Raw genomic sequence first — 20,453 nt, 5'->3', positions numbered from 1 at the left:
ATTCCACCTATAATCGCGTTATTGGTAGGAATAATCTGAATTGGCTGAACAAGTGCCTGATAAAAACGCACAAGGTCAAAGTGATCGTAAAATCCGTTCCATTTTGGAACGTGGTCCGGCAGTGATGTATCACTGTCAGGAATATTGGGACTATGGCATTGATTATATCAGCCCCAATATCACTGACCTAACGGGCTGGGCACCTGAAGATTTTATTGATAATTCTGTTTTCAGGATGGAGATCATCCATCCCGATGACCAACAGTATGTCTTAAGTGATATTCAATCCCTATTTGATCATGGTCACCAGATCCATGAATACCGCCTGCGCAAAAAAGATGGCGAGTATATCTGGGTGATGGATGATGTGCGCACCTTGCAAAGCTCCGATGGGAGTTTTGACGGGCTGGTTGGCTATCTCAGCGATATTACAGAATATAAAGCGACAGAACGTTCTTTGCGCGAAAGTGAACTGCGACACCGTGCAATTTTTGAGACTGTCCTTGAAGGTATTATCACCATCGATTCCAAGGGAATCGTTAAAGATATGAACAATGCTGCTGAGAATATGTTTGGCTATCAGGCCCTACATGTTATTGGTCGCAACATTAAAATGTTAATGCCAGAGCCTTTTGCCTCCAAACATGATGATTATTTAGCAAAATACCATCAAACAGCTGAAGCCAACATTATTGGCACGGGGCGTGTGGTAAGGGGGCGGCGTTCAGACGGTGAGACCTTTGAGATGAGCTTGTCTGTTTCAGAGCTGAACCTGCCTGATGGTAAATATTTTGTTGGGGCGGTACGTGATATTTCTAAGCGGGTGCGCGCCGAAAATGCCTTAAAGCGTAGCCAAGAACGCCTGCGTATGAGCCAGCAATTTGCCAAAATCGGTACATGGGACTGGCATATTGAAGAGGATAAACTTTTTTGGTCCGATCAGGTTTTCCCTTTATTGGGAATAATCAATGATGGGGTTGAAGAGCGCACGCAGCGTTTTCGCGATTGGGTCCATCCTGAAGATTGTGATTATGTCTATCAGGCTTTCATCAAATGTTTCAAAAAAGGCGAACATTTTGATTGTGAGCATCGTGTGCTTTGGCCCGATGGGACGGTGCGCTGGGTCCATGAACAAGGCGATGTGGTGCGCAATACCGAAGGCCGTGCGGTACGTATGGTTGGCGTTATTCATGATGTGAGTGAGAAGAAAAGGCGCGAAAAAGAGCTAGAGCGCGCCCGCCATGCTGCCGATGATGCAAACCAAGCGAAATCTGAATTTCTTTCGCGCATGAGCCATGAGCTTCGCACTCCGTTGAACGCCATTCTTGGCTTTGCCCAGCTCTTAGGCATGAGTGGTAAAAACCCGCTTGTGGAGCGCCAGAAAAGTCAGGTCGGCCAGATTGTGGCAGCGGGTAATCACCTGATGGACCTGATTAACGAGGTGCTTGATCTGGCACGTATTGAAGCCGGGCGCTTAAACCTTTCCCTTGAGCCTGTTGATATGGCTTCCTTGATGGAAGAATGTTTTGATATCAGCGAGTCCTTGGCAAAAGATAAAGACATTGATCTTCATCTTAACGGGGCACTGGATATTTCTTTGTGGGTGGATCGCACGCGCTTAAAACAAATCCTGCTCAATATTCTGTCTAATGCCATTAAATATAATGAGCTTGGCGGGTTTGTTAAATTTGAAGCCCATCAAGTGGATGAACATTGGGTTGAGTTTAGAGTGAGTGATGACGGGCCGGGTATTCGTGCAGAACAAAAAGATCAGATTTTTATGCCCTTTAACCGTTTGGGTGCAGAAAACTCACAAATTGAAGGCACAGGCATTGGCCTCACGCTGACTAAGCAATTGGTTGAGGCCATGGGCGGGACCATTGGTTTTGACAGTATTGTTGATGAAGGTAGCACGTTCTGGGTGAGAATGCCCATTGCCACAGAAACGGAAAAAGTAGCCGTTGAGGCCGATGTAAAACAGTCTGAGCTTAATGAAGTGCGCAAAGTTTTATTTGTCGATGATAATAATGAAAACCGTGATGTGATGACCCAATTTGCCAGCATGGTGAATAATCTGGATATGGTGGTCACCAACACGGGCAAAAGCGGTCTTGAAATAGCACGAGATACAGCACCGGATTTGATTGTGCTGGATATAAATATTGATGATATGGACGGGATAGAGCTGTGTAAGGCTATACGTCAATTACCTAATATGAATTCAACTCCTATTTTCGCCTTGAGCGCGGATAAGTCTCAGGCAACAATAGGGCGCGCGATGGCTGCCGGGTTTGATGAATATCTTTTCAAACCGATTGACCTGAGAGAATTTAGAAAAAAATTAACGCAACTTTGGGCCACCACACATGACTGACATGGAAAAGAAAATATCAGAATGTTGTATTTTGGTGGTGGATGATAAACCCGTCAATGTCTTGTTGCTTGAACAGCTTCTTGAAGAAGAAGGCTTTGATAATGTCATCTCAACAACGGATTCACGCGAAGTCGTTGGCCTTTATCAAAGCAAGCAGATCGATATGATTTTGCTTGATATCCGTATGCCGTATATGGATGGTATTGAGGTAATGGGCGCCTTAAAAGAGGTGGTGGGGGATGATGATTATCTGCCCATTCTGGTTCTGACCGCCCAAACCGATATTGAAACCCATAAAAATGCCTTAGCAGCAGGCGCGCGTGATTTTCTCACCAAACCATTTCAGCCATGGGAAGTCTTTCAACGTATCCGCAATTTATTGGAAACACGGGTTTTTTATAATAACCAGCGTGTGCGCGCGGATGTGTTGGAAACAGAAGTGCAAAAACGCACTAAAGAACTACATGAAACCCAGTTAGAAGTGGTGCGCCGTTTAGGGCGTGCGGGTGAGTATCGCGATAATGAAACGGGTGCCCATGTGGTGCGTATGAGTAAAAGCTGTAAATTGCTCGCCTTAAAAGCAGGTTTGGGGGAGGCTTTTGCAGAGCTGATTTTACAAGCTAGCCCCATGCATGATGTGGGGAAAATTGGTATACCGGATAATATCTTGCTCAAGCCTGCGCGCCTGAGTGATGAAGAACGTCATGTGATGAATAAACATGTGGAAATCGGCATGGATATCATCGGTAGCTTTGATAGTGAAATGCTCTCCATGGCGCGTGAAATTGCGGCAAGTCACCATGAAAAATGGGATGGGAGTGGTTATCCTAATCAGTTATCAGGTGAGGATATTCCCATTTCTGGTCGTATTGCGGCGATTTGTGATGTGTTTGATGCACTCACTTCTGAGCGCCCTTATAAAGAGGCTTGGAGTACAGAAAATGCGCTTTCTTTCTTACAAGAAAATGCCGCAAGCCATTTTGATCCGCATTTAGTGGCAGTTTTCATTGAAATAATCCCCGAAATCACCTCATTACGTCTAGAACACCCTGACGAAGAAGAGTAATATCGTCTCAATAATTCAATTTTCTTAAAAATTACTTTGATTCGGTATTTCTATGATGCGTAGTCTTTTCCTGATTGCGGCGACAGTCCTTTCTTTTCAAACAGGTGGTTTGGCACTTGCCAATAGTGAGTTTCGTGACTCAATCCGTATTGTTGGCTCTTCAACCGTTTTTCCATTTTCTGCTTTTGTGGCGGAAAAATTTCATCGCAAGACCGGGCAAGCGTCTCCTGTTGTGGAATCGACCGGATCGGGTGGGGGCATTAAAATGTTCTGCTCGGGCATTGGGGTAAATTCACCCGATATTGTGACGGCATCGCGGCGCATGAAGGTGACGGAAATTCACAAATGCCAAGATAATAAAGTGAAAGATATTTCAGAAGTCATGATCGGTTGGGACGGGATCATGATGGCTATGGCACGGGGCTCATTAGGTTTTAATCTGACGCGCGAACAGTTATGGAAAGCCTTGGCAAAACGCTTGCCAATTGATGGGCAATGGGTGTTAAACCCCCATACAAAATGGTCTCATATTGATAGCTCCCTTCCTGATAAGACCATTCAGGTTTTTGGCCCGCCCCCCACATCGGGAACACGTGATGTTTTTGTGGAAGAAGTCATGATCAAAGGCTGTCAGTCTGCGGCCCATCAAGATTTAAAAGACACATCTAAACAGATGCATTTATGCGGAGAAATGCGCGAAGACGGGATTTATGTTGAGGCCGGGGAAGATGACGATTTGATCGTGCGCCGCCTCAAAAACAATCCTAATGCGTTGGGTGTTTTGGGCTATAACGCCTTGGAAAGGCGCAATGGCTTGATTGAATCCTTAAGTGTTGAAGGGGTGAAACCAGATTTTGACAGCATTTTGGATGGAAGCTACCCGTTAAGCCGCCCGTTGTTTCTCTATGTGAAAAACGAACATATCAATGCCTTGCCGCAAATCAGCGATTATGTTGATGAGTTTATGAGCATGGGGGCTGTTGGTAATGAGGGTTATCTGGTGGAAAAAGGACTCATCCCCATTCAGGATGAACAGGGAAATGCCCTTAAAAGTCGGGCACTTAAACTCTCTGTTGATTAAAGCTGTTGCTTGGTTGGGCGCACGATGATTTCATTTACATCCACATCATCGGGTTGCTCAATAGCATACAGGCAGGCTTTGGCGATGGCTTCTGCATCAATGGCATCTTCATAAAGTTTCCCCACGCCGTGTGCGATCTTTTCATTACTGATAGATTGGGTGAGCTCAGACGTGACTGCGCCCGGTGAAATGATGGTGGTGCGCAAATAGCCGCGTGATTCTTGGCGCAAACCTTCTGAGATGGCACGCACGGCAAATTTGGTTGCCGCATAGACACCCGATGTGGGGGTGACCACATGGCCCGCAACTGAGGCGATATTGATGATATGACCGGACTTTTGTTCATGCATCTGGTCAATCACAGCGGCAATGCCGTGCAAAACACCGCGAATATTCACATCAATCATGCGGTTCCATTCTTCAACTTTCTTCTCGCTGAAAAAGGACAAAGGCATCACACCCGCGTTGTTGATAAGCACGTCAATGGAGCCAAATTCATCCATGGCAAGCTTTGCCAAGGCCTGTACATCATCTTCTTGAGTGACATCACAAGACTGTGCGCGACAGTTTTGACCAAGCTCATCACGTAATGATTGTAATTTATCAAGGCGACGTGCCCCTAAAACCAGATTAGCCCCTAAGGGTGCAAACTTGCGCGCCATGGCTTCACCCAGCCCACTGCTGGCACCTGTTATGAGGATTGTTTTATTTTTAAGAGAAGACATGACGCCCTTTTTAATTTCAATTGATACATTTGCCTAAAATAGGTGATACATTTAGCCTTCGCAATCGTAATGATTTTTATTTAAGTCTCTGTTAGACTGTAAAAAACGATAACGATTGGGATAACAATAATGTCAACTGATAAGCATCTTATTGCTGAAATTAAGCACGAGCTTGACTGGGCCGCTGAAGAAGTCAAACGCACAGAAACGGAAGTGATGAAGCTGGAAGTGGATTTCAATAAATCCATGGAAGGTCAAGATGATGCTGAGATCAAACGCTTAACAGAAGAAAAAGAACATTTACAAGAACGTATCGGCCTGCACGATGCCTATAGCTTGCAACGCCGGGCTGCCAGCCGCTTTGCCATGTTATGCCATGTGTTTGATATTGCCAGTATGGGCAATACGTCTGACACCTTATGTGAGCAGCTCAGCCGCTTTTTATTCCGTTCTGTTGATGGGGAAGCAGAAAACAAGGATCAGCATGAAAAGCTTTTAGAGTTGGCAGAAGCATTGATTGCCTATTTTGCCGATGGTCATTCAGATGAGGCTGATCATGCCATTCGTTCAGCCTGGCAAGATTTAGAAGAAATGCTGCGCGCAATAGGGCGCAAGATTTAATCTTCTTCTTTGCATAAAATATAAAAAAAGGGCCTGATGAGATAAATCATCAAGCCCTTTTCTTTTGTCTTTAAAAGCGGATGTTATACCAGCTTATCAAGCTCAGCAATCAGCGCATCACCCATGGCAGCACAGCCGATGGCTTTCATGCCGTCTTGCATGATATCGCCTGTACGCACGCCAGCACCCAACACATTTTGAACGCCTTGGTCCAACAGGTCAGCTTCTGCCGCCATGTTAAAGCTGTAGCGCAAACACATGGAGAAGGACAGGATGGTTGCCAATGGGTTTGCCAAATCTTGACCCGCAATATCCGGGGCAGAACCGTGTACGGGTTCGTACATGGCGCGTACTTTGCCGTTTTCATCCTTACCGGATAAAGAGGCAGATGGCAGCATACCGAGTGAACCTGTCAACATGGCAGCGCAATCAGAAAGCAGATCACCAAACAGGTTATCTGTGAGGATCACGTCAAACTGTTTTGGGTTACGCACCAACTGCATGGCGCAGTTATCAGCATACATATGCTCAAGCTTAATATCGCTATATTGTTCTGCGTGTAGTTTTGTTACGACTTCGCGCCAGAACTTACCAGATTCCATCACGTTGGCTTTTTCAACGCTGTGAACCTTGCCGCCGCGTTTTTTTGCCAAATCAAAGGCAACATGGGCTGCACGGATAATTTCTGCATCGGTGTAAACTTGGGTATCAAACCCTTTTTGACCGCCACCGGGCAGGTCTTCAACACCGCGTGGTTCGCCAAAATACACACCTGAAGTCAGTTCGCGCAGAATCATGATATCCAAGCCCTGAACGATTTCGTTTTTCAGTGTGGAACTATCCACAAGCGCGTCAAACACAACAGCCGGACGCAAGTTGGCAAATAGGTCCATTTCTTTGCGAAGACGCAAAAGGCCAGCTTCTGGGCGGGCGTGACGCTCAACATTATCCCACTGTGGGCCACCAACAGCGCCGAGCATAACCGCATCTGCATCCATAGCGTCTTGAACGGTTTCATCGGTTACAGCGCATTTATGTGCTTCGTAACAGGCACCACCCACAAGGCCTTCAGACAGGTTGAAGTTTACAGAACGGTTTTTTGTCAGCCATTCGATGATTTTGCGAACCTGACCCATAACTTCTGGACCAATGCCATCACCCGGCAAGAACAATAGATTTTTAGCGTCGGACATATTGAAATCCCTTAAACAAATATGTCCCTGTCAAAACAGGGACCTCACAATATAAAAAAGGCCCCCCGCTTTCACGAGGGGCACAATGCTTTAATTAACGCGCCATCCAAGGCATAGACTGCTTGTAGCTGTCTTCGAAGGCGTTGATCTTATCTTCTTTTTTAAGGGTAAGACCAACATCATCGAGACCTTCTAGCAAGCAAGACTTGCGAAATGGATCAACGTTGAATTCAATGGCGTCACCCGCACCTTCGATTTTCTGGTTTTCCAGATCGATGGTGATGGTGGCGTTTGCACCGTTAGAAGCCTGTTCCATCAAGCGATCAACATCTGCTTTTGGCAGTCTGATCGGCAAGATACCATTTTTAAAACAGTTGTTATGGAAGATATCGGCAAAGCTTGTGGAAATCACACAACGGATACCAAAATCCGCGATGGCCCAAGGGGCATGCTCGCGGCTGGAACCACAACCAAAGTTGTCGCCCGCAACGATGATCTGGGCTTTGCGATAAGGCTCTTTATTAAGAACAAAATCAGCTTTTTCAGAACCGTCTTGATTAAAACGCATTTCGTCAAACAGGTTGGCACCAAGGCCAGAACGTTTGATGGTTTTTAAGAACAGTTTTGGGATGATCATATCGGTATCGATGTTGATCAACGGCATAGGTGCTGCAATACCGGTTAATGTGGTGAACTTTTCCATGGTCTTAGTTCCCCTCTTTCAACAGTTCGCGAACATCTGTGAGCTTGCCTGTGATGGCAGCAGCGGCCGCCATTTCAGGGCTGACCAGATGGGTGCGAGAATCACGACCTTGACGGCCTTCGAAGTTACGGTTGGAGGTTGAGGCACAACGCTCACCCGGGCTCAAGCGATCATCATTCATCGCCAGACACATGGAACAACCTGCTTCGCGCCAATCAAAACCAGCCTCAGTGAAAATCTGATCCAGACCTTCTTCTTCAGCGATTTCTTTCACCAGACCAGAGCCTGGAACAACCATGGCATTCATGCCTTCAGCCACTTTGCGGCCTTTGGCAACAGCAGCAGCTGCGCGTAAATCTTCAATACGACCGTTTGTACAAGACCCGATAAACACGCGCGTTACAGGGATTTCATTGAGCGGCGTACCCGCTTCAAGACCCATGTAGTTTAACGCACGTTCAATGGCACCAGCTTTACCTTCATTTGGCGCATCAGCAGGTGAAGGAACTGTGGCAGTAATCGGCAGTGCATCTTCAGGGCTTGTACCCCAAGTAACATATGGCACCAGCTCATCAGCTTTGATGATGACGGTTTCGTCATAAACGGCACCTTCATCAGTTGTGAGTGTGCGCCAGTATTTTTCAGCCGCTTCAAAAGCTGCGGCTTTTGGTGACATAGGACGACCGCGAACATAATCGATTGTTTTGTCGTCAACAGCGATAAGACCACCGCGTGCGCCACCTTCAATCGCCATGTTACAAACTGTCATACGACCTTCCATGGAAAGGTCCATGATGGCTTGACCGGTAAATTCAATTACGCTGCCTGTACCGCCAGCGGTACCGATTTTACCAATGATGGCTAAAACCAAATCTTTTGCCGTTACGCCTTCTGGCAGGGCACCTTCAACACGGACTTCCATGTTTTTGGATTTTTTCTGCAACAACGTTTGCGTGGCAAGAACATGTTCGACTTCGGATGTACCGATACCAAAGGCAAGGGAGCCAAAAGCACCGTGGGTTGCTGTGTGGCTATCACCACAAACAATTGTCGCGCCGGGCAGGGTAAAGCCTTGCTCAGGACCCACAATATGCACAACCCCTTGACGCAGGTCGTCCATGGCGAAATAGGGAACGCCGAATTCTTTTACGTTTGTTTCAAGTGCTTCAACCTGAACACGTGATTCTTCGTTTGTAATCACAATACCGTTTGAACGATCAGACGTTGGTACGTTGTGGTCAGCTACAGCGAGGGTGAGTTCTGGATGACGAACCTTACGACCCGACATGCGTAGCCCTTCAAAGGCTTGCGGGGAGGTTACTTCGTGAACCATGTGGCGATCGATGAAGATCAGGCTGGTGCCGTCTTCTTGAGTTTCGATCAAATGGTTGTCCCAGATCTTGTCAAAGAGTGTGCGGGGGTTGCCCATTGTCGTTAGTCTCCGAATGAGTCAGATTGCTATAATCAATACATGTATGAAATGCGCCCCTTCTATAGAAGTTTTGCGCCAAAAGGTCACGCACTTTATACATAGATGGCGCTAGTTTGCGGGTTTTAAAATGATTTTTTGATTAAGTAGGGGAGAGATTAATTACTCTAAAGACATCTGATGAAGCGAATCGGATGTATTGCTTTGATATTTTGCAATATTATGTTAGTCTAATTTAGCTGATGTAAGAAATTTATGGTTATAATTGATGAACTTGACGTTTTAAATTACCGAAGCTAAATCAGGTTTAGAATTATTAAAAACCAAAGATAAAACGTATAAATTGAATGTAAAGGCGCTATGTGTCCTTGAGGTTGAAAGCAGCAATTTCTTTGTAGAAAATGATCTTTCTCATTTGGAAAAAGCTTTTAGTGAGTTTATGCTTTGTCTGTCGATTTGGGGAAAATGCGCTTATCGTCTTCACCGTACCACTCCGGCCAAATGGCATGGAGGGGAACATCTAAACATTCTGCAATGATTGCGTTACCTGTTGGTTGAGGGCGGATTAAGGCAGCACGTACAACGGAATCCGACACGCCATGTTGGCGTGCTAACGCTGCCATTGAGCCGACTTTTTTACGGACTTCGGCTTTAACGTCTTCAGGATGAGCGTTACAGGTTCTGGTTGTTGAATACGGCATGCGTTCCTCAAGTCTGTCACCGGTTTTAGTGCCGGTTTTTTTAGAGCGTTATTTATCACGATTGGGATGGAACCCCTTGATTGGAAAGAGACAACCAATTTTTTCATCCCGCTTGAAGAGTATGCCATATATGGGAAAAATAAATCTAGAGGTTTTATCGTTTTAGACGATTTAGTATTTTATGATGTATCCCATATGTGACATGGCTCGCCCATTTACGGAGTCTAGTTTTGACTGAACATCTTCAAATCCGTTTGAAAGAAATAGCAAAAGAGTGCGGTGGAAACCGTGCCTTATGTGAAAAATCAGGCGTGTCAGAACGTACTTTTGCAAACTGGCTTGCAGGTTCAAGTGAGCCCAAAATCATTGGTATCTCTGCGATTGCACAGGCTGCAGGTGTGACGATTGACTGGATTGTGACAGGCTCAAAGCCAAAGCAAAAGTTGGGCGCTCATTTTGAAGAGAATTTTGATACGGTCCAAATCGCACTGGTGAGTGACACGTCGATTACAGAAAAAAAAGATCATCATGAGCGCTTAGGTCTGTGTGATCATATGCCTTTTTCCAGAAGTTTTTTGGAGAAACTCTGTGATCATGACCAGTTTGACCAGTTATGCGTGCTTGAAGTGCAAGGCGATTCGATGGACCCAACCATGAGTGATGGTGATTTCGTTCTTGTGGATCGCGCACAGAAAAATGTCAATGATGGGCTTTTTGCTTTTATCTTCAAAGATCATATTAAGATCAAACGTCTGGTCAATGTGCTCAACGGGCTTGAAATTGTCAGTGACAATAAAAACCTTTATCCCCCTCATCGTATTGAATGCAGTGAGTTTGATCATCTTGATGTGATCGGGCGGATACTCTGGGTGAGTAAAACGGTCTCTTAGGCCTGTTTGGGTTTTTCGATTTCAAATTTAATATCCTCGCTCAGAAGCGGGGATTTTTTTATGTGTTGTAAAAAAGGAAACGCCGCATCCTTCACGCTCGACATGTGAGCAAAGGATACGGCGTTGTCCAACAATGGCTTTGACGGCAAATACCAGCAAGGCCGAGAGAAATGGGGCTCTTTGTTACATTAAAGAGCCGGAAGTTCCCGCCAAATGCAGGAACATTCTTTTACCAGTCTTTCTTCTCAGCGATACGGGCAGCTTTACCTGTGCGGCCACGCAAGTAGTACAGTTTCGCGCGACGAACGTCACCGCGGCGTACAACTTTGATCTCAGCCAAGTTTGGTGAGTAAAGTGGGAATACACGTTCCACGCCTTCACCAAAAGAGATTTTACGTAGTGTGAAAGCAGAGTTTACACCGTCGTTTTTACGGGCAATACAAACACCTTCAAACGCCTGCAAGCGCTCACGGTTGCCTTCTTTAACTTTAACTTGCAGACGAAGCGTGTCACCTGCACCGAATTCTGGGATTTCACGCTCAGCTTGTTGCTTCGCGATTTGCTCTTTACCGAGCTGTTCTACAATATTCATGGTCTCGACCTTTTAAAAGGATTGAACTCTAAAAATGGAGAGGTGCCGATCTCAGGCACTTCCTTTGGTTTGCTCACAGTAGGCTGCCCATAAATCAGGGCGGCGTTCCTGTGTAATGCGTCGGGCTTGGTTTTTACGCCAAGTCAGAATTTTCTCGTGATGACCTGAGAGAAGCGTTTCGGGAACTTCGCGCCCGCGCCACACACGCGGACGTGTGTAATGGGGGTATTCCAAAAGTCCGGCTTCAAAGCTTTCGTCTTCATGGCTGGCTTCCTTGCCGATCACACCGGGTAACAGTCGCACGCAGGCTTCCATTAACACGGTTGCAGCAGATTCGCCCCCATTCAAAACATAGTCTCCAATGCTTATTTCTTCCATATCATCATGTTCATCAAGAACACGTTGATCGATCCCTTCATAGCGACCACAGAGCAAGATCACACCCGGGCCTTGGGCCAGTTCGCGCACTTTGCTTTGAGTTAAGGGTTTGCCACGCGGTGTTAGAAACACCTTTTTGGCCAAGGGAAAACGCTTTACAGCCTCTTCCAAACCATCTGCGACCACATCAGGGCGCATCACTAATCCGGCACCACCACCACAGGGGGTATCATCCACTGTCTTATGTTTATCATGGGCGAAATCGCGGATCTGGATGGTATCCAGTGACCAGCGGCCTTCGCTCATGGCGCGTCCCACCAATGAATGTCCGAGTACACCCGGAAACATTTCAGGAAAAAGTGTCAAAACACAAGCGGTCCAAGGCAGCAATTGCGGGCTCATTGATCGCCCTCTTTTGCTGTATCCTTTTTGACTTTCTTGCGTTTTTTCTTCTTTTTCTTTTCTTCTGGCAACAGTCCTTCAGGTGGATCGACGATCACTCGCCCTTTTTCAATATCCACAATCGGAACAATTGCCTTGGTGAACGGCACCATAATCAGGGCACCCTCTTTGGGCAGAATTTCCAGCATGTCACCCGCACCGAAATCAAACACCGCACGCACAGTTCCAAGGGATTTACCGCTGCTGGTTTTGACCGTAAGACCGATCAAATCCGCGTGGTAAAATTCCTCATCGCCTGCATCGGGAAGTTCTTTGCGAGAAACATAGAGACGTTCGCCTTTAAGCAACTCAGCAGCATCGCGGCCATCGACACCTGCAACCTTGACAATCAATTCGCCTTTGCCTGTATGGCTGACAACTTCAACGTCATAGGTTTTTGAGGCATCTTCGCTTTGAAGAATGCTGAATTCGGCAACATCATCAGGGTTTTCTGTAAAGCTTTTCAAACGCAAGGCACCGCTGACACCATGGGCAGACGAAAAGGCCGCAACGCATACACGTTCCTGATCTTTGTCTGGGTTATGTGTGTTGGATGACATGGGTTTGAAACTCAATTACAAAAAACAAGAATATTCCAAAGAAAGCTTAGGCTTCAGCAGCTTCTGCTGGAGCTTCTTCGGCCGCAGCAGCTTCAGCAGCGGCTTCTTCAGCAGCAGCTTTAGCAGCTTCTTCAGCTTCACGAACTTTTTCAGCTTTTTCTTCGATACGCATTTTAGTCTTTTCAGACTGTTCAGCTTTTTTAGTTTGCTGTGGAATGCTGCGTTCAGCTTTGCCAGCAGCAACCAAGAAACGAAGAACGCGGTCAGAAGGCTGAGCGCCTTCGCCGAGCCAGTAATCAACGCGCTCTGCATTCATTACAACGCGGTTTTCGTCGTCTTTAGCAAGCATCGGGTTGTATGTGCCCAGTTTCTCGATGAAACGGCCATCGCGCGGCATGCGCTTATCTGCAACTACGATACGGTAAAACGGGCGCTTTTTAGCCCCGCCACGTGCCAAACGGATTGTAAGAGCCATGTGTTGGTCTTTCCTATGGTTTGGGTTTCTACAAAGGGTTAAATCGAAAATTCAAAGTCAGAAGGTCTTCACTTTTTGAACGGTGGCAGGCCCGGTGGTAATCCACCTTGTCCGCCAAGCCCGTCCAATCCGGGCATGCCTTGCAAGCCGCCTGGTGGCATACCACCACCGGGACCGCCCATCATGGCGCCCATTTTGCCGAGCAGACCTTTTTTATTCATCTTTCCGACTTTTTTCATGACGCTGGCAGTCTGTTGATATTGCTTCAACAGCTTGTTCACGTCCTGAACTGTGAGGCCGCAGCCTGCCGCGATACGCTGGCGGCGCGATGCCTTAATAATTTTAGGGTTTTGACGTTCTTTGATGGTCATGGACAGGATGACAGCTTGCTGACGTGCAATCATCTTGTCGTCCACTTTGGCTTCTGCCAGTTGCTTTTTCATCTTGCCAATGCCCGGCAACATGCCCAGCAGGCCGTCAATATCACCCATTTTACGAATTTGGTTGAGTTGCTCAAGCATGTCTTCAAGGGTGAACTGACCCTTCATCACACGTTTGGCAAGCTCTTCGGCTTTATCTTGTTCAATGGTTTCCTGGGCTTTTTCAACCAGAGAAACCACATCGCCCATGCCAAGGATTCGGCTGGCAACACGATCTGCATGGAAGGCTTCGATCTCATCGATCTTTTCACCAATACCCATGATCTTGATCGGCGCGCCTGTGATTTCCTTCATGGAAAGGGCCGCACCACCGCGTGCATCACCGTCCACACGGGTCAGCGCGATACCGGTGATACCGATCTTCTCGTTAAATTCTTTCGCCACATTGACGGAGTCTTGACCCATCATGGCGTCTGTTACCAGCAGGGTCTCTGCCGGTTTTGCAACGTCGCGCACATTGGCGACTTCTTCCATGAGTTTTTCATCAATATGTAAACGACCCGCCGTATCAAGGATAACGACGTCATAGCCGCCTTTTTTACCCTCTTGCATGGCGCGTTTGGCAATGGCAACAGGTTGTTCACCAAAAAGGATGGGCAGCGATGTCAACTCGGCCTGTTTGGCGAGGACTTCAAGCTGTTGCTGGGCGGCCGGGCGATAAATATCAAGGCTGGCCAGTAAGACTTTCTTACGCTCTTTCTTCTTGAGCATCAGGCCGATCTTGGCAGAGGTGGTGGTTTTACCCGCACCTTGCAAACCCACCATCAAAATGGCGACAGGGGGAACGGCTTTTAAATTAATGGCAGTTTCTTCAGAACCGAGCATCTCGACCATACAGTCATGTACGATCTTGATGACCATCTGGCCCGGGTTAATCCCTTTAAGGACTTCTTCACCGATGGCCTTTTCTTTGGCTTTTTTCACAAAGTCTTTAACGACCGATAAGGCCACGTCGGCTTCAAGCAGCGCGACGCGCACTTCGCGCATGGCTTCATTTACGTCGGCCTCGCTCAGAGCACCACGTTTTGTCAGTTTGTCAAAGATGTCACCGAGGCGACCTTGTAAATTCTCAAACATCAAAAATAATCCCAACGCAAAACGCGCCAGTGCTCGAAACTCGAGGACTGACGGCACCCCTTAAGGTGACAAAAATGTCAAAGAGGTCAGTGAATGTGGCGCTCTTTTACGGTTTCTCTAGATAAGAGTCAAGCAAAAGCAACATAAATAATCCATAGAATATGTTTGTTTTTCAGACTATGGGAATATACTTATTTACCTATAATGTTAGGATTTTGATTTTCATCATTGCATTGCCATGTTTAATGGCATAAACGTGATGAAACGATACAATAATATGCGCAAATATCTATAAAGTGTGTCTGATTAGCTTATGCTCAAAATAATCACTCTTCTTATTGCTCTGTTGTTTCATACCTCTGCTTTGGCAAATGAGGCGGAGATGAAACTGTCGGCTGAATTTCAGGCGATTAATGTTGAAGCTTTATTGCGCACGATGGATTTGGCATTGCTGGGCGCAACCGATCTGATTGAGCGCGATGATAAAGCCAATGAGCTGATCATTCATGAAGCATTGGGGCGTTATGTGGCGCGTGCCCCTGCCTTGCGTGCGATTATTGCGACGGATGGTGAGGGGATATTGCGCTATGACAGCTTTAAATATCCGGCCAAAAATGTAGATCTGCACGATCGTGGCTATATTAAAGCAGCTTTAAAGCAAAAAGAGCGCACGATTTATATTGGCAGTCCCATTAAGGGGCGCACTTCAGGTATTGCCTTTTTACCCATGTCCCAACCGATCTTTGATCTTGAAAAAAATGTCATTGGGGTTGTGGCGGGGATCATCACACCGGATAAATTGATCCGTCAAAACATTCTGTGTAATCAGTGTTTTGTTGGTATTTATAAGGAAAGCGGCGAGGAAATTGCCGTTTACCCCGCCTCTTTAAGCTATCCGGAAGGTTTTCATAAGGATCGCAAAACAGTTGGGCGCGGCATTGTGATGGATCATGCCATTGGTAATCTGCCCGCCAAATCGGTCTGGACGCGTATCGAAGACTATAAGCTGGAAATTATCTTTACCCACCTGAGCGGTAAGGAAGAAATTCTGCGTTAATAAACGACCAGTTCTTGGCGGCTTTTATTCAGTTCCATTTTTTCCAGTAGATATTCAACCGCTTGGGCGCGATCCAGGCGGTTAAAATCGTCAACTTTTTTGCCAACTTGTTCTTCAACCTTATACATCAGGCGCACCGGGTCGACCTGACCATTGCGTGAAGACACTACAATCATGCGTACCAAGTCATCTTGTGTGATGCTTGGCATGTAGCGCTCATAGCTCCATAGCCCAACGCCTAAAGATACAACCAGTACAGATAAACCTGAAACCAGCGGCCAGAAAAAACGTTTTTTCTTGGGAACCGATTGATCCAGCTTTTCCAAAGTTGCCTGAATATTGGCATCAAACATGGGGTTTGTCATGAAAGACTCTCGCGTAGAATTTGGATTAGAGTGAAGGAGGACAACTAATAGATTTAATTGATAGCTATTATTACAGATTAGAGCAAGTTTTGACACTCTTAATCAATGTATTCTTGTAGGAATACCACTTTATTAGTGTATGGAGTGGTTAAATGCTGTTAATACGAGTATCTCGCCCAACAGATATTGAGGCGATTGCAAGAGTGCATGCGGATTGTTGGAAAGAAGTTTATTCATTTATGCCCGATGAGGTGCTAGCGAACCGGGATTATTCCTTTCGTCTTAAACAATGGAAAAACTGGTTTGAGCAAAAAAAATATGAGCAGAACGAAGGCCTTTTTGTCATGGAATATGACAAGAAGGTTGTCGGGTTTTGTATGTGTAAATCCAACCTTGATATGGATATTCCCGAAGCTTTGGGGGAGTATCATGCGCAATATATGTATCCGCAATATCGTGCCAGTGGGACGGGTTATCAGGTTTTGCACGTGTTAACAGCATATATGCTGTCAAAGAAAATGGCGCCCATGTGTTGCTGGGCGTTTGAACAGAATAAAATCTGGCATTGGTATGAGCGTATGGGCTTTGAGCGTGTGATTAAACGCAATCGTAAAATCAACGGGATTGATTTACCAGAATATGGTTTTGTCCATCATGATCCAGAAGGTTTGATGTATCACCTTACTTTGCGTTCAATCGCCGCAGAGTAAAATCAATGACATTTGCTTCTTTAGGCTCTTGGGGAACTTCTTCATCGTCTTGAGAAATGTTTTGGGTCATGGTTTCGAAAATTTCAATGAAAGTATCTGCAAATACCTCTGGGTTCTTTGCCAGTTTTTCGCGCTTACAGAGGAAATAGGCCACATTCCAGATCATGATTTTATCAAGCGCCGCGTTGGAACATTCATGGGAACGCTTCATCTGGCCTTGGCCTGCCACCAGCCAGTTGAGGTCGTATTTCCAATCAGATAGTTTTTTGAGAATATCACCTTTTGGGGTTTTGCCATATTCATAGCCTTGCAATGTTCCCAAAGAAACACCAAGACGTTCAGCAAACTCTTTTTGCGTAATACCTAAATTTTTGCGTATTTCGATAAAACGTTGACCTATTTCACTCATCTGCAAACCCTGATAGAAAATATTGCAAATATAGAGGCTTAGTTATATATTTGCCCTCAAGAAAGCAATCACATGATCTGAACCTTTAATTGTACTTTTAATCTCGTCAATGGTCAGTTTCATCTTTTGCTTTAATGCATTTTAAGGTAATCGCATGGCGAAACAAACCTAAAATTGAACAAAAGAGAATATATGGAAAGATGAAACCATATAACTTGCTGTAAGTGCAGGGGTTTTCGCGTTCAACTTCAGGTCATTTTTTTGTTTTACACTTGACAGTCGCAGTATGATTCCTCACGTTCCTAATAGGCGCGATACGAATAAGTTTAAGAAACGAGTAGAGTAGATGAGTAGACGTCCACCAAGAACAAGCCCTGATCCGATTGATAAATATGTGGGTTCACGAGTCCGCGCGCGTCGCGTCGGTATGCGTATTTCACAAACCAAACTTGGCGATTCTATTGGCGTAACTTTCCAACAGGTACAAAAATACGAGAACGGTACAAACCGTATTGGGGCGAGTAACCTTTATAAAATCTCACGCCAACTCGGCGTTGATGTATCCTATTTCTTTCAGGATATGCCGGAAGATTTGTTTGAAGCCTCTAATTCAGACCCTTATGGTTTGAGTGAGCCTATGGCAGAACCCTTTGAGAGTGATCCGCTTTCTTCGCGCGATTCCATTGCGCTTGTGCATGATTATCAACGTATTCCTGATGAAATCTTGCGCCAACGTATGAGTCAGTTTATGCGCGCATTGGCTAATAGTTTGACCGATAGCCCCCATGAAGATGATGACGAATCGTAACTGAGTTCGATCAAAAACCCTAATAGATTGTAAAATGCATATTTAGCCACCTTTAAGGGAATATGCAGTTGGGCTTTTATGCGCGCCATGTTATATCTTTTCCGAGTGCATATATCTTTATGCACCTTATTAGTGTAGGTATAGCAAGGGAAAAAAGATGGCTTCACAGCTCAAAGAGTTGGACCCCGTCAATATTACAGTTGGCAAACGTTTACGATTAAAACGTGAGCTAGCAGGCCTAAGTCAGTCTGCCTTGGGGAACGTGATTAATGTTTCGCGCATTAAAATAGGCCATTATGAATCTGGTCAAAGTGCTATTCCAGCATCCAAACTGTATGAGCTATCAAAATATTTTAATGTGGACCTGTGTTTTTTCTTTTCAGGTGATGATGTAAATAGCCCACTGGGGGAATTGGAAAAACTTGATCCAATTTTCAATAAGGTCTCAATCTCTCTCTTAAAAGATTATAATGCACTTGATAACCCAGAAGTACGCCGCACCTTTGCCGCCGTGATCGAGCGCGCAGCAGAGCTTATAAAAGAGAAAAGAAATTAAGGCGAAACGTTACCCAACAGGCAAGCCGCCAGTAAAATCCAGCCAAAATATTTATTGGATTTGAAAATTATCAGACAGTTTTGCGGATCATGAATATCCACTTTGAAAATTTGCCAGATGAGATGCAGGGCCGTTGCCCCAAGCCCAAGGTAAAAAAGCATACTCACTTGGGCAAAATAACCAGCCAGACCAATCAGTAAAATTGTTAGCCCATAAAAGACCCAAAGGGCAGGCACAGTTTTCTCCCCAAGGCGCAGGGCAGTGGACTTAATGCCGACAAGAACATCGTCTTCTTTATCTTGATGGGCATAGATCGTATCGTAACCCAAGGTCCAGAAAAGGCCTGCGAAATAAATGCAATAAGCTGGCAGTGAGAGTGAACCTTCAACCGCACTCCATCCGACAAGCGCGCCCCAGTTAAAGGTCAAGCCCAAGACAACTTGAGGCCAATAGGTCCAGCGTTTACAAAAGGGGTAGATAAAGACCAATAACAAGGAAGCCGAGGCTAAATAGACTGTAAAGCTATTAAATTGAATAAGGACAACAAGCCCAATGAGGCAGAGCCCGCCCATAAAGATTGCAGCTTGTTTCGGGCTGACATCCCCGTTTGGGATGGGCCGTGTGGCTGTACGTGTCACTTGTCCATCAAAATCACGATCAGCCAGATCATTCATCACACAGCCCGCCCCGCGCATAACAAACGCGCCAATGGCAAACAGGGCTGCATAATAAAGATCAGGAAAACCCTCACTGGCAAGGCTTAGGGTCCAAAGACAGGGAAAGAGCAACAACCATGTGCCGATAGGGCGATCAGCACGCATCAAAATCAGATAGGGGCGCATAAAGGCGGGCATGCGCGCAATCCAGCCATGATAGACGATATCGGTTTTATTTGAGGCTATTGAGTTTTCCATGACCTCTTTTTACACTTTTTACATTGGTAAAAAAAGACCATAAGCGATATATAAAATGATCTCCTGTAAAAGCAGGAAAACACGCGTTTAGAAGTTGAAGTTTTATGGCTAGCATCATCCGTCTTTATATCGACAGTCCCCTTATTGAGGATGGCTTAATAGAGCTTCCCTCAGATCAAGCTCATTACGTGAATAATGTTATGCGCCTAAAGGTGGGTGATAAGTTAGCACTCTTTAATGGGCGGGAAGGGGAATGGAGCGCCACCATCACGCAGGCGCGCAAGAAAAATTGCACCCTTCAGGTTGGTAAAAAAACACGCCAGCAAGAGAGTTGCCCTGACCTCATGCTGGTCTTTGCCCCCATTAAAAAACAACGCCTTGATTTTATCATGGAAAAAGCAACCGAGCTTGGGGTCAGTCGTTTTCAGCCCGTTATAACTAAGCGCACCATCGTTTCAAAGATTAGAACGGATCGTTTGCACGCCCAGACTATTGAGGCGTCTGAGCAGTGTGAGCGACTTAACATACCTGAGGTGTTGGAGGCTGTATCTTTGCCCCAGCTTATTCAAGATTGGTCAAAAGATCGCACGCTCTTTGTTCTGAATGAACATGGTGGATCAAAGCCGATTTTAGAGGGGCTACAACAGTTTGTAGGTAAATCTTGCGGGCCATGTGCATTTTTAGTGGGGCCAGAGGGTGGTTTTGACCCATCAGAGCTTGACCTTTTGGAAAAACTACAGAATGTTGTGCCTTTAAGTGTGGGCCCACGAATTTTACGGGCCGATACGGCTGCATTAGCTGCAATAAGCTGTTGGCAATCCGTTCTCGGAGATTGGCAAGCGCCACTTCGCGATAGATTTAATGAAGAAGAATGAAGGTCTGAAAAAG

The 20,453-nt window shown here is 45.8% G+C and carries 23 protein-coding genes; 10 read left to right on the top strand and 13 right to left on the bottom strand.

The window, feature by feature from the left end; genetic code table 11:
- The first annotated feature begins 40 nt into the window (after window positions 1–40).
- Genes MTBPR1_RS11940 through MTBPR1_RS11930 form a run of 3 tightly spaced genes read left to right on the top strand, consistent with a single transcriptional unit; the run spans window position 41 to window position 4,521 of the window.
- Complete coding sequence (locus tag MTBPR1_RS11940; RefSeq protein ID WP_069189233.1) at window positions 41–2,374, top strand: hybrid sensor histidine kinase/response regulator; 2,334 nt, start codon at window positions 41–43, stop codon at window positions 2,372–2,374.
- Window positions 2,367–3,440 carry an HD domain-containing phosphohydrolase gene (locus MTBPR1_RS11935; protein WP_069189232.1) on the top strand — a complete coding sequence of 358 codons (1,074 nt, stop codon included), beginning with the start codon at window positions 2,367–2,369 and terminating at the stop codon, window positions 3,438–3,440. The genes MTBPR1_RS11940 and MTBPR1_RS11935 overlap by 8 nt, the downstream gene beginning before the upstream one ends.
- Window positions 3,441–3,492: 52 nt before the next feature.
- Window positions 3,493–4,521, top strand: a complete 1,029-nt coding sequence (locus MTBPR1_RS11930) for a substrate-binding domain-containing protein (protein WP_240492894.1) — start codon at window positions 3,493–3,495, stop codon at window positions 4,519–4,521.
- On the opposite strand, the gene MTBPR1_RS11925 is transcribed toward MTBPR1_RS11930, so the two are convergent.
- Entirely contained in the window at window positions 4,518–5,246 is a 729-nt protein-coding gene (locus tag MTBPR1_RS11925; RefSeq protein WP_069189231.1) for an SDR family oxidoreductase, read from the bottom strand. The two genes, MTBPR1_RS11930 and MTBPR1_RS11925, sit on opposite strands and share 4 nt — an antisense overlap.
- A 129-nt stretch (window positions 5,247–5,375) precedes the next feature.
- On the opposite strand from MTBPR1_RS11925, the gene MTBPR1_RS11920 reads away from it, so the two are divergent.
- Entirely contained in the window at window positions 5,376–5,867 is a 492-nt protein-coding gene (locus MTBPR1_RS11920) for a hypothetical protein (protein WP_069189230.1), read from the top strand.
- An 83-nt stretch (window positions 5,868–5,950) separates the two neighbouring features.
- On the opposite strand, the gene leuB is transcribed toward MTBPR1_RS11920, so the two are convergent.
- The 4 genes from leuB to MTBPR1_RS11900 form a co-directional block, all read right to left on the bottom strand.
- On the bottom strand, window positions 5,951–7,060 hold the full coding sequence (leuB, locus tag MTBPR1_RS11915; RefSeq protein WP_069189229.1) for a 3-isopropylmalate dehydrogenase: 1,110 nt from the start codon (window positions 7,058–7,060) through the stop codon (window positions 5,951–5,953).
- Window positions 7,061–7,154: 94 nt separating this feature from the next.
- Window positions 7,155–7,763, bottom strand: a complete 609-nt coding sequence (gene leuD / locus MTBPR1_RS11910) for a 3-isopropylmalate dehydratase small subunit (RefSeq protein ID WP_069189228.1) — start codon at window positions 7,761–7,763, stop codon at window positions 7,155–7,157.
- A 4-nt stretch (window positions 7,764–7,767) separates the two neighbouring features.
- Complete coding sequence (gene leuC / locus MTBPR1_RS11905) at window positions 7,768–9,192, bottom strand: 3-isopropylmalate dehydratase large subunit (RefSeq protein ID WP_069189227.1); 1,425 nt, start codon at window positions 9,190–9,192, stop codon at window positions 7,768–7,770.
- Window positions 9,193–9,629: 437 nt separating this feature from the next.
- On the bottom strand, window positions 9,630–9,893 hold the full coding sequence (locus MTBPR1_RS11900) for a helix-turn-helix domain-containing protein (protein ID WP_069189226.1): 264 nt from the start codon (window positions 9,891–9,893) through the stop codon (window positions 9,630–9,632).
- A 230-nt stretch (window positions 9,894–10,123) separates the two neighbouring features.
- Between MTBPR1_RS11900 and MTBPR1_RS11895 the strand changes: the two genes are divergently transcribed.
- Complete coding sequence (locus MTBPR1_RS11895; protein WP_069189225.1) at window positions 10,124–10,783, top strand: LexA family transcriptional regulator; 660 nt, start codon at window positions 10,124–10,126, stop codon at window positions 10,781–10,783.
- A gap of 229 nt (window positions 10,784–11,012) precedes the next feature.
- On the opposite strand, the gene rplS is transcribed toward MTBPR1_RS11895, so the two are convergent.
- The 5 genes from rplS to ffh form a co-directional block, all read right to left on the bottom strand.
- Window positions 11,013–11,375 (bottom strand): 50S ribosomal protein L19, encoded by a 363-nt coding sequence (gene rplS, locus MTBPR1_RS11890; RefSeq protein WP_069189224.1) that lies wholly within the window; start codon window positions 11,373–11,375, stop codon window positions 11,013–11,015.
- A gap of 51 nt (window positions 11,376–11,426) precedes the next feature.
- Window positions 11,427–12,140, bottom strand: coding sequence for a tRNA (guanosine(37)-N1)-methyltransferase TrmD (gene trmD, locus MTBPR1_RS11885; RefSeq protein ID WP_205631242.1), 714 nt, complete (start codon window positions 12,138–12,140; stop codon window positions 11,427–11,429).
- Between the two features lie 11 nt (window positions 12,141–12,151).
- Entirely contained in the window at window positions 12,152–12,754 is a 603-nt protein-coding gene (rimM, locus tag MTBPR1_RS11880) for a ribosome maturation factor RimM (RefSeq protein ID WP_069189222.1), read from the bottom strand.
- A gap of 46 nt (window positions 12,755–12,800) precedes the next feature.
- Window positions 12,801–13,229 carry a 30S ribosomal protein S16 gene (gene rpsP / locus MTBPR1_RS11875; RefSeq protein ID WP_069189221.1) on the bottom strand — a complete coding sequence of 143 codons (429 nt, stop codon included), beginning with the start codon at window positions 13,227–13,229 and terminating at the stop codon, window positions 12,801–12,803.
- A 68-nt stretch (window positions 13,230–13,297) separates the two neighbouring features.
- On the bottom strand, window positions 13,298–14,746 hold the full coding sequence (gene ffh / locus MTBPR1_RS11870) for a signal recognition particle protein (protein WP_069189220.1): 1,449 nt from the start codon (window positions 14,744–14,746) through the stop codon (window positions 13,298–13,300).
- 382 nt (window positions 14,747–15,128) lie between these two features.
- On the opposite strand from ffh, the gene MTBPR1_RS11865 reads away from it, so the two are divergent.
- Window positions 15,129–15,803: a PDC sensor domain-containing protein gene (locus MTBPR1_RS11865; RefSeq protein WP_126465204.1), complete on the top strand. Its 675-nt coding sequence runs from the start codon at window positions 15,129–15,131 to the stop codon at window positions 15,801–15,803.
- On the opposite strand, the gene MTBPR1_RS11860 is transcribed toward MTBPR1_RS11865, so the two are convergent.
- Window positions 15,800–16,168 (bottom strand): hypothetical protein, encoded by a 369-nt coding sequence (locus MTBPR1_RS11860; RefSeq protein WP_069189218.1) that lies wholly within the window; start codon window positions 16,166–16,168, stop codon window positions 15,800–15,802. The two genes, MTBPR1_RS11865 and MTBPR1_RS11860, sit on opposite strands and share 4 nt — an antisense overlap.
- A gap of 152 nt (window positions 16,169–16,320) precedes the next feature.
- Here MTBPR1_RS11860 and MTBPR1_RS11855 point away from each other — a divergent pair, with 152 nt between their 5' ends.
- Window positions 16,321–16,878, top strand: a complete 558-nt coding sequence (locus MTBPR1_RS11855; RefSeq protein ID WP_083223060.1) for a GNAT family N-acetyltransferase — start codon at window positions 16,321–16,323, stop codon at window positions 16,876–16,878.
- Here MTBPR1_RS11855 and MTBPR1_RS11850 read toward each other — a convergent pair.
- A complete protein-coding gene (locus tag MTBPR1_RS11850) occupies window positions 16,850–17,287 on the bottom strand; it encodes a helix-turn-helix domain-containing protein (protein WP_069189216.1) in 438 nt (145 codons plus the stop codon). The two genes, MTBPR1_RS11855 and MTBPR1_RS11850, sit on opposite strands and share 29 nt — an antisense overlap.
- Before the next feature lie 346 nt (window positions 17,288–17,633).
- Here MTBPR1_RS11850 and MTBPR1_RS11845 point away from each other — a divergent pair, with 346 nt between their 5' ends.
- Window positions 17,634–18,095, top strand: a complete 462-nt coding sequence (locus tag MTBPR1_RS11845; protein ID WP_069189215.1) for a helix-turn-helix domain-containing protein — start codon at window positions 17,634–17,636, stop codon at window positions 18,093–18,095.
- A 157-nt stretch (window positions 18,096–18,252) separates the two neighbouring features.
- Window positions 18,253–18,651 carry a helix-turn-helix domain-containing protein gene (locus tag MTBPR1_RS11840; RefSeq protein ID WP_069189214.1) on the top strand — a complete coding sequence of 133 codons (399 nt, stop codon included), beginning with the start codon at window positions 18,253–18,255 and terminating at the stop codon, window positions 18,649–18,651.
- Here MTBPR1_RS11840 and ubiA read toward each other — a convergent pair.
- Entirely contained in the window at window positions 18,648–19,565 is a 918-nt protein-coding gene (ubiA, locus tag MTBPR1_RS11835; RefSeq protein ID WP_126465202.1) for a 4-hydroxybenzoate octaprenyltransferase, read from the bottom strand. The genes MTBPR1_RS11840 and ubiA overlap by 4 nt on opposite strands.
- A gap of 104 nt (window positions 19,566–19,669) precedes the next feature.
- Here ubiA and MTBPR1_RS11830 point away from each other — a divergent pair, with 104 nt between their 5' ends.
- Entirely contained in the window at window positions 19,670–20,440 is a 771-nt protein-coding gene (locus MTBPR1_RS11830) for a 16S rRNA (uracil(1498)-N(3))-methyltransferase (protein WP_069189213.1), read from the top strand.
- The last annotated feature ends 13 nt before the right edge of the window (window positions 20,441–20,453 follow it).

The organism is Candidatus Terasakiella magnetica (assembly GCF_900093605.1).
Taxonomy (GTDB): Bacteria; Pseudomonadota; Alphaproteobacteria; order Rhodospirillales; family Terasakiellaceae; genus Terasakiella; species Terasakiella magnetica.
The sequence above is the reverse complement of the archived record's forward strand: the minus strand, read 5'-3'. Positions and strand labels throughout refer to the sequence as shown.

Bases quoted from the DNA above. Each gene is read 5' to 3' on its own strand.
- leuC (WP_069189227.1), bottom strand. From the start codon at position 9,192: ATGGGCAACCCCCGCACACTCTTTGACAAGATCTGGGACAACCATTTG.
- MTBPR1_RS11860 (WP_069189218.1), bottom strand. From the start codon at position 16,168: ATGACAAACCCCATGTTTGATGCCAATATTCAGGCAACTTTGGAAAAG.
- ubiA (WP_126465202.1), bottom strand. From the start codon at position 19,565: ATGGAAAACTCAATAGCCTCAAATAAAACCGATATCGTCTATCATGGC.
- rpsP (WP_069189221.1), bottom strand. From the start codon at position 13,229: ATGGCTCTTACAATCCGTTTGGCACGTGGCGGGGCTAAAAAGCGCCCG.
- MTBPR1_RS11900 (WP_069189226.1), bottom strand. From the start codon at position 9,893: ATGCCGTATTCAACAACCAGAACCTGTAACGCTCATCCTGAAGACGTT.
- MTBPR1_RS11855 (WP_083223060.1), top strand. From the start codon at position 16,321: ATGCTGTTAATACGAGTATCTCGCCCAACAGATATTGAGGCGATTGCA.
- leuB (WP_069189229.1), bottom strand. From the start codon at position 7,060: ATGTCCGACGCTAAAAATCTATTGTTCTTGCCGGGTGATGGCATTGGT.
- MTBPR1_RS11840 (WP_069189214.1), top strand. From the start codon at position 18,253: ATGGCTTCACAGCTCAAAGAGTTGGACCCCGTCAATATTACAGTTGGC.
- MTBPR1_RS11935 (WP_069189232.1), top strand. From the start codon at position 2,367: ATGACTGACATGGAAAAGAAAATATCAGAATGTTGTATTTTGGTGGTG.
- MTBPR1_RS11845 (WP_069189215.1), top strand. From the start codon at position 17,634: ATGAGTAGACGTCCACCAAGAACAAGCCCTGATCCGATTGATAAATAT.
- MTBPR1_RS11925 (WP_069189231.1), bottom strand. From the start codon at position 5,246: ATGTCTTCTCTTAAAAATAAAACAATCCTCATAACAGGTGCCAGCAGT.
- MTBPR1_RS11865 (WP_126465204.1), top strand. From the start codon at position 15,129: ATGAAACTGTCGGCTGAATTTCAGGCGATTAATGTTGAAGCTTTATTG.
- rimM (WP_069189222.1), bottom strand. From the start codon at position 12,754: ATGTCATCCAACACACATAACCCAGACAAAGATCAGGAACGTGTATGC.
- MTBPR1_RS11850 (WP_069189216.1), bottom strand. From the start codon at position 17,287: ATGAGTGAAATAGGTCAACGTTTTATCGAAATACGCAAAAATTTAGGT.
- rplS (WP_069189224.1), bottom strand. From the start codon at position 11,375: ATGAATATTGTAGAACAGCTCGGTAAAGAGCAAATCGCGAAGCAACAA.
- ffh (WP_069189220.1), bottom strand. From the start codon at position 14,746: ATGTTTGAGAATTTACAAGGTCGCCTCGGTGACATCTTTGACAAACTG.
- MTBPR1_RS11830 (WP_069189213.1), top strand. From the start codon at position 19,670: ATGGCTAGCATCATCCGTCTTTATATCGACAGTCCCCTTATTGAGGAT.
- MTBPR1_RS11930 (WP_240492894.1), top strand. From the start codon at position 3,493: ATGATGCGTAGTCTTTTCCTGATTGCGGCGACAGTCCTTTCTTTTCAA.
- leuD (WP_069189228.1), bottom strand. From the start codon at position 7,763: ATGGAAAAGTTCACCACATTAACCGGTATTGCAGCACCTATGCCGTTG.
- MTBPR1_RS11920 (WP_069189230.1), top strand. From the start codon at position 5,376: ATGTCAACTGATAAGCATCTTATTGCTGAAATTAAGCACGAGCTTGAC.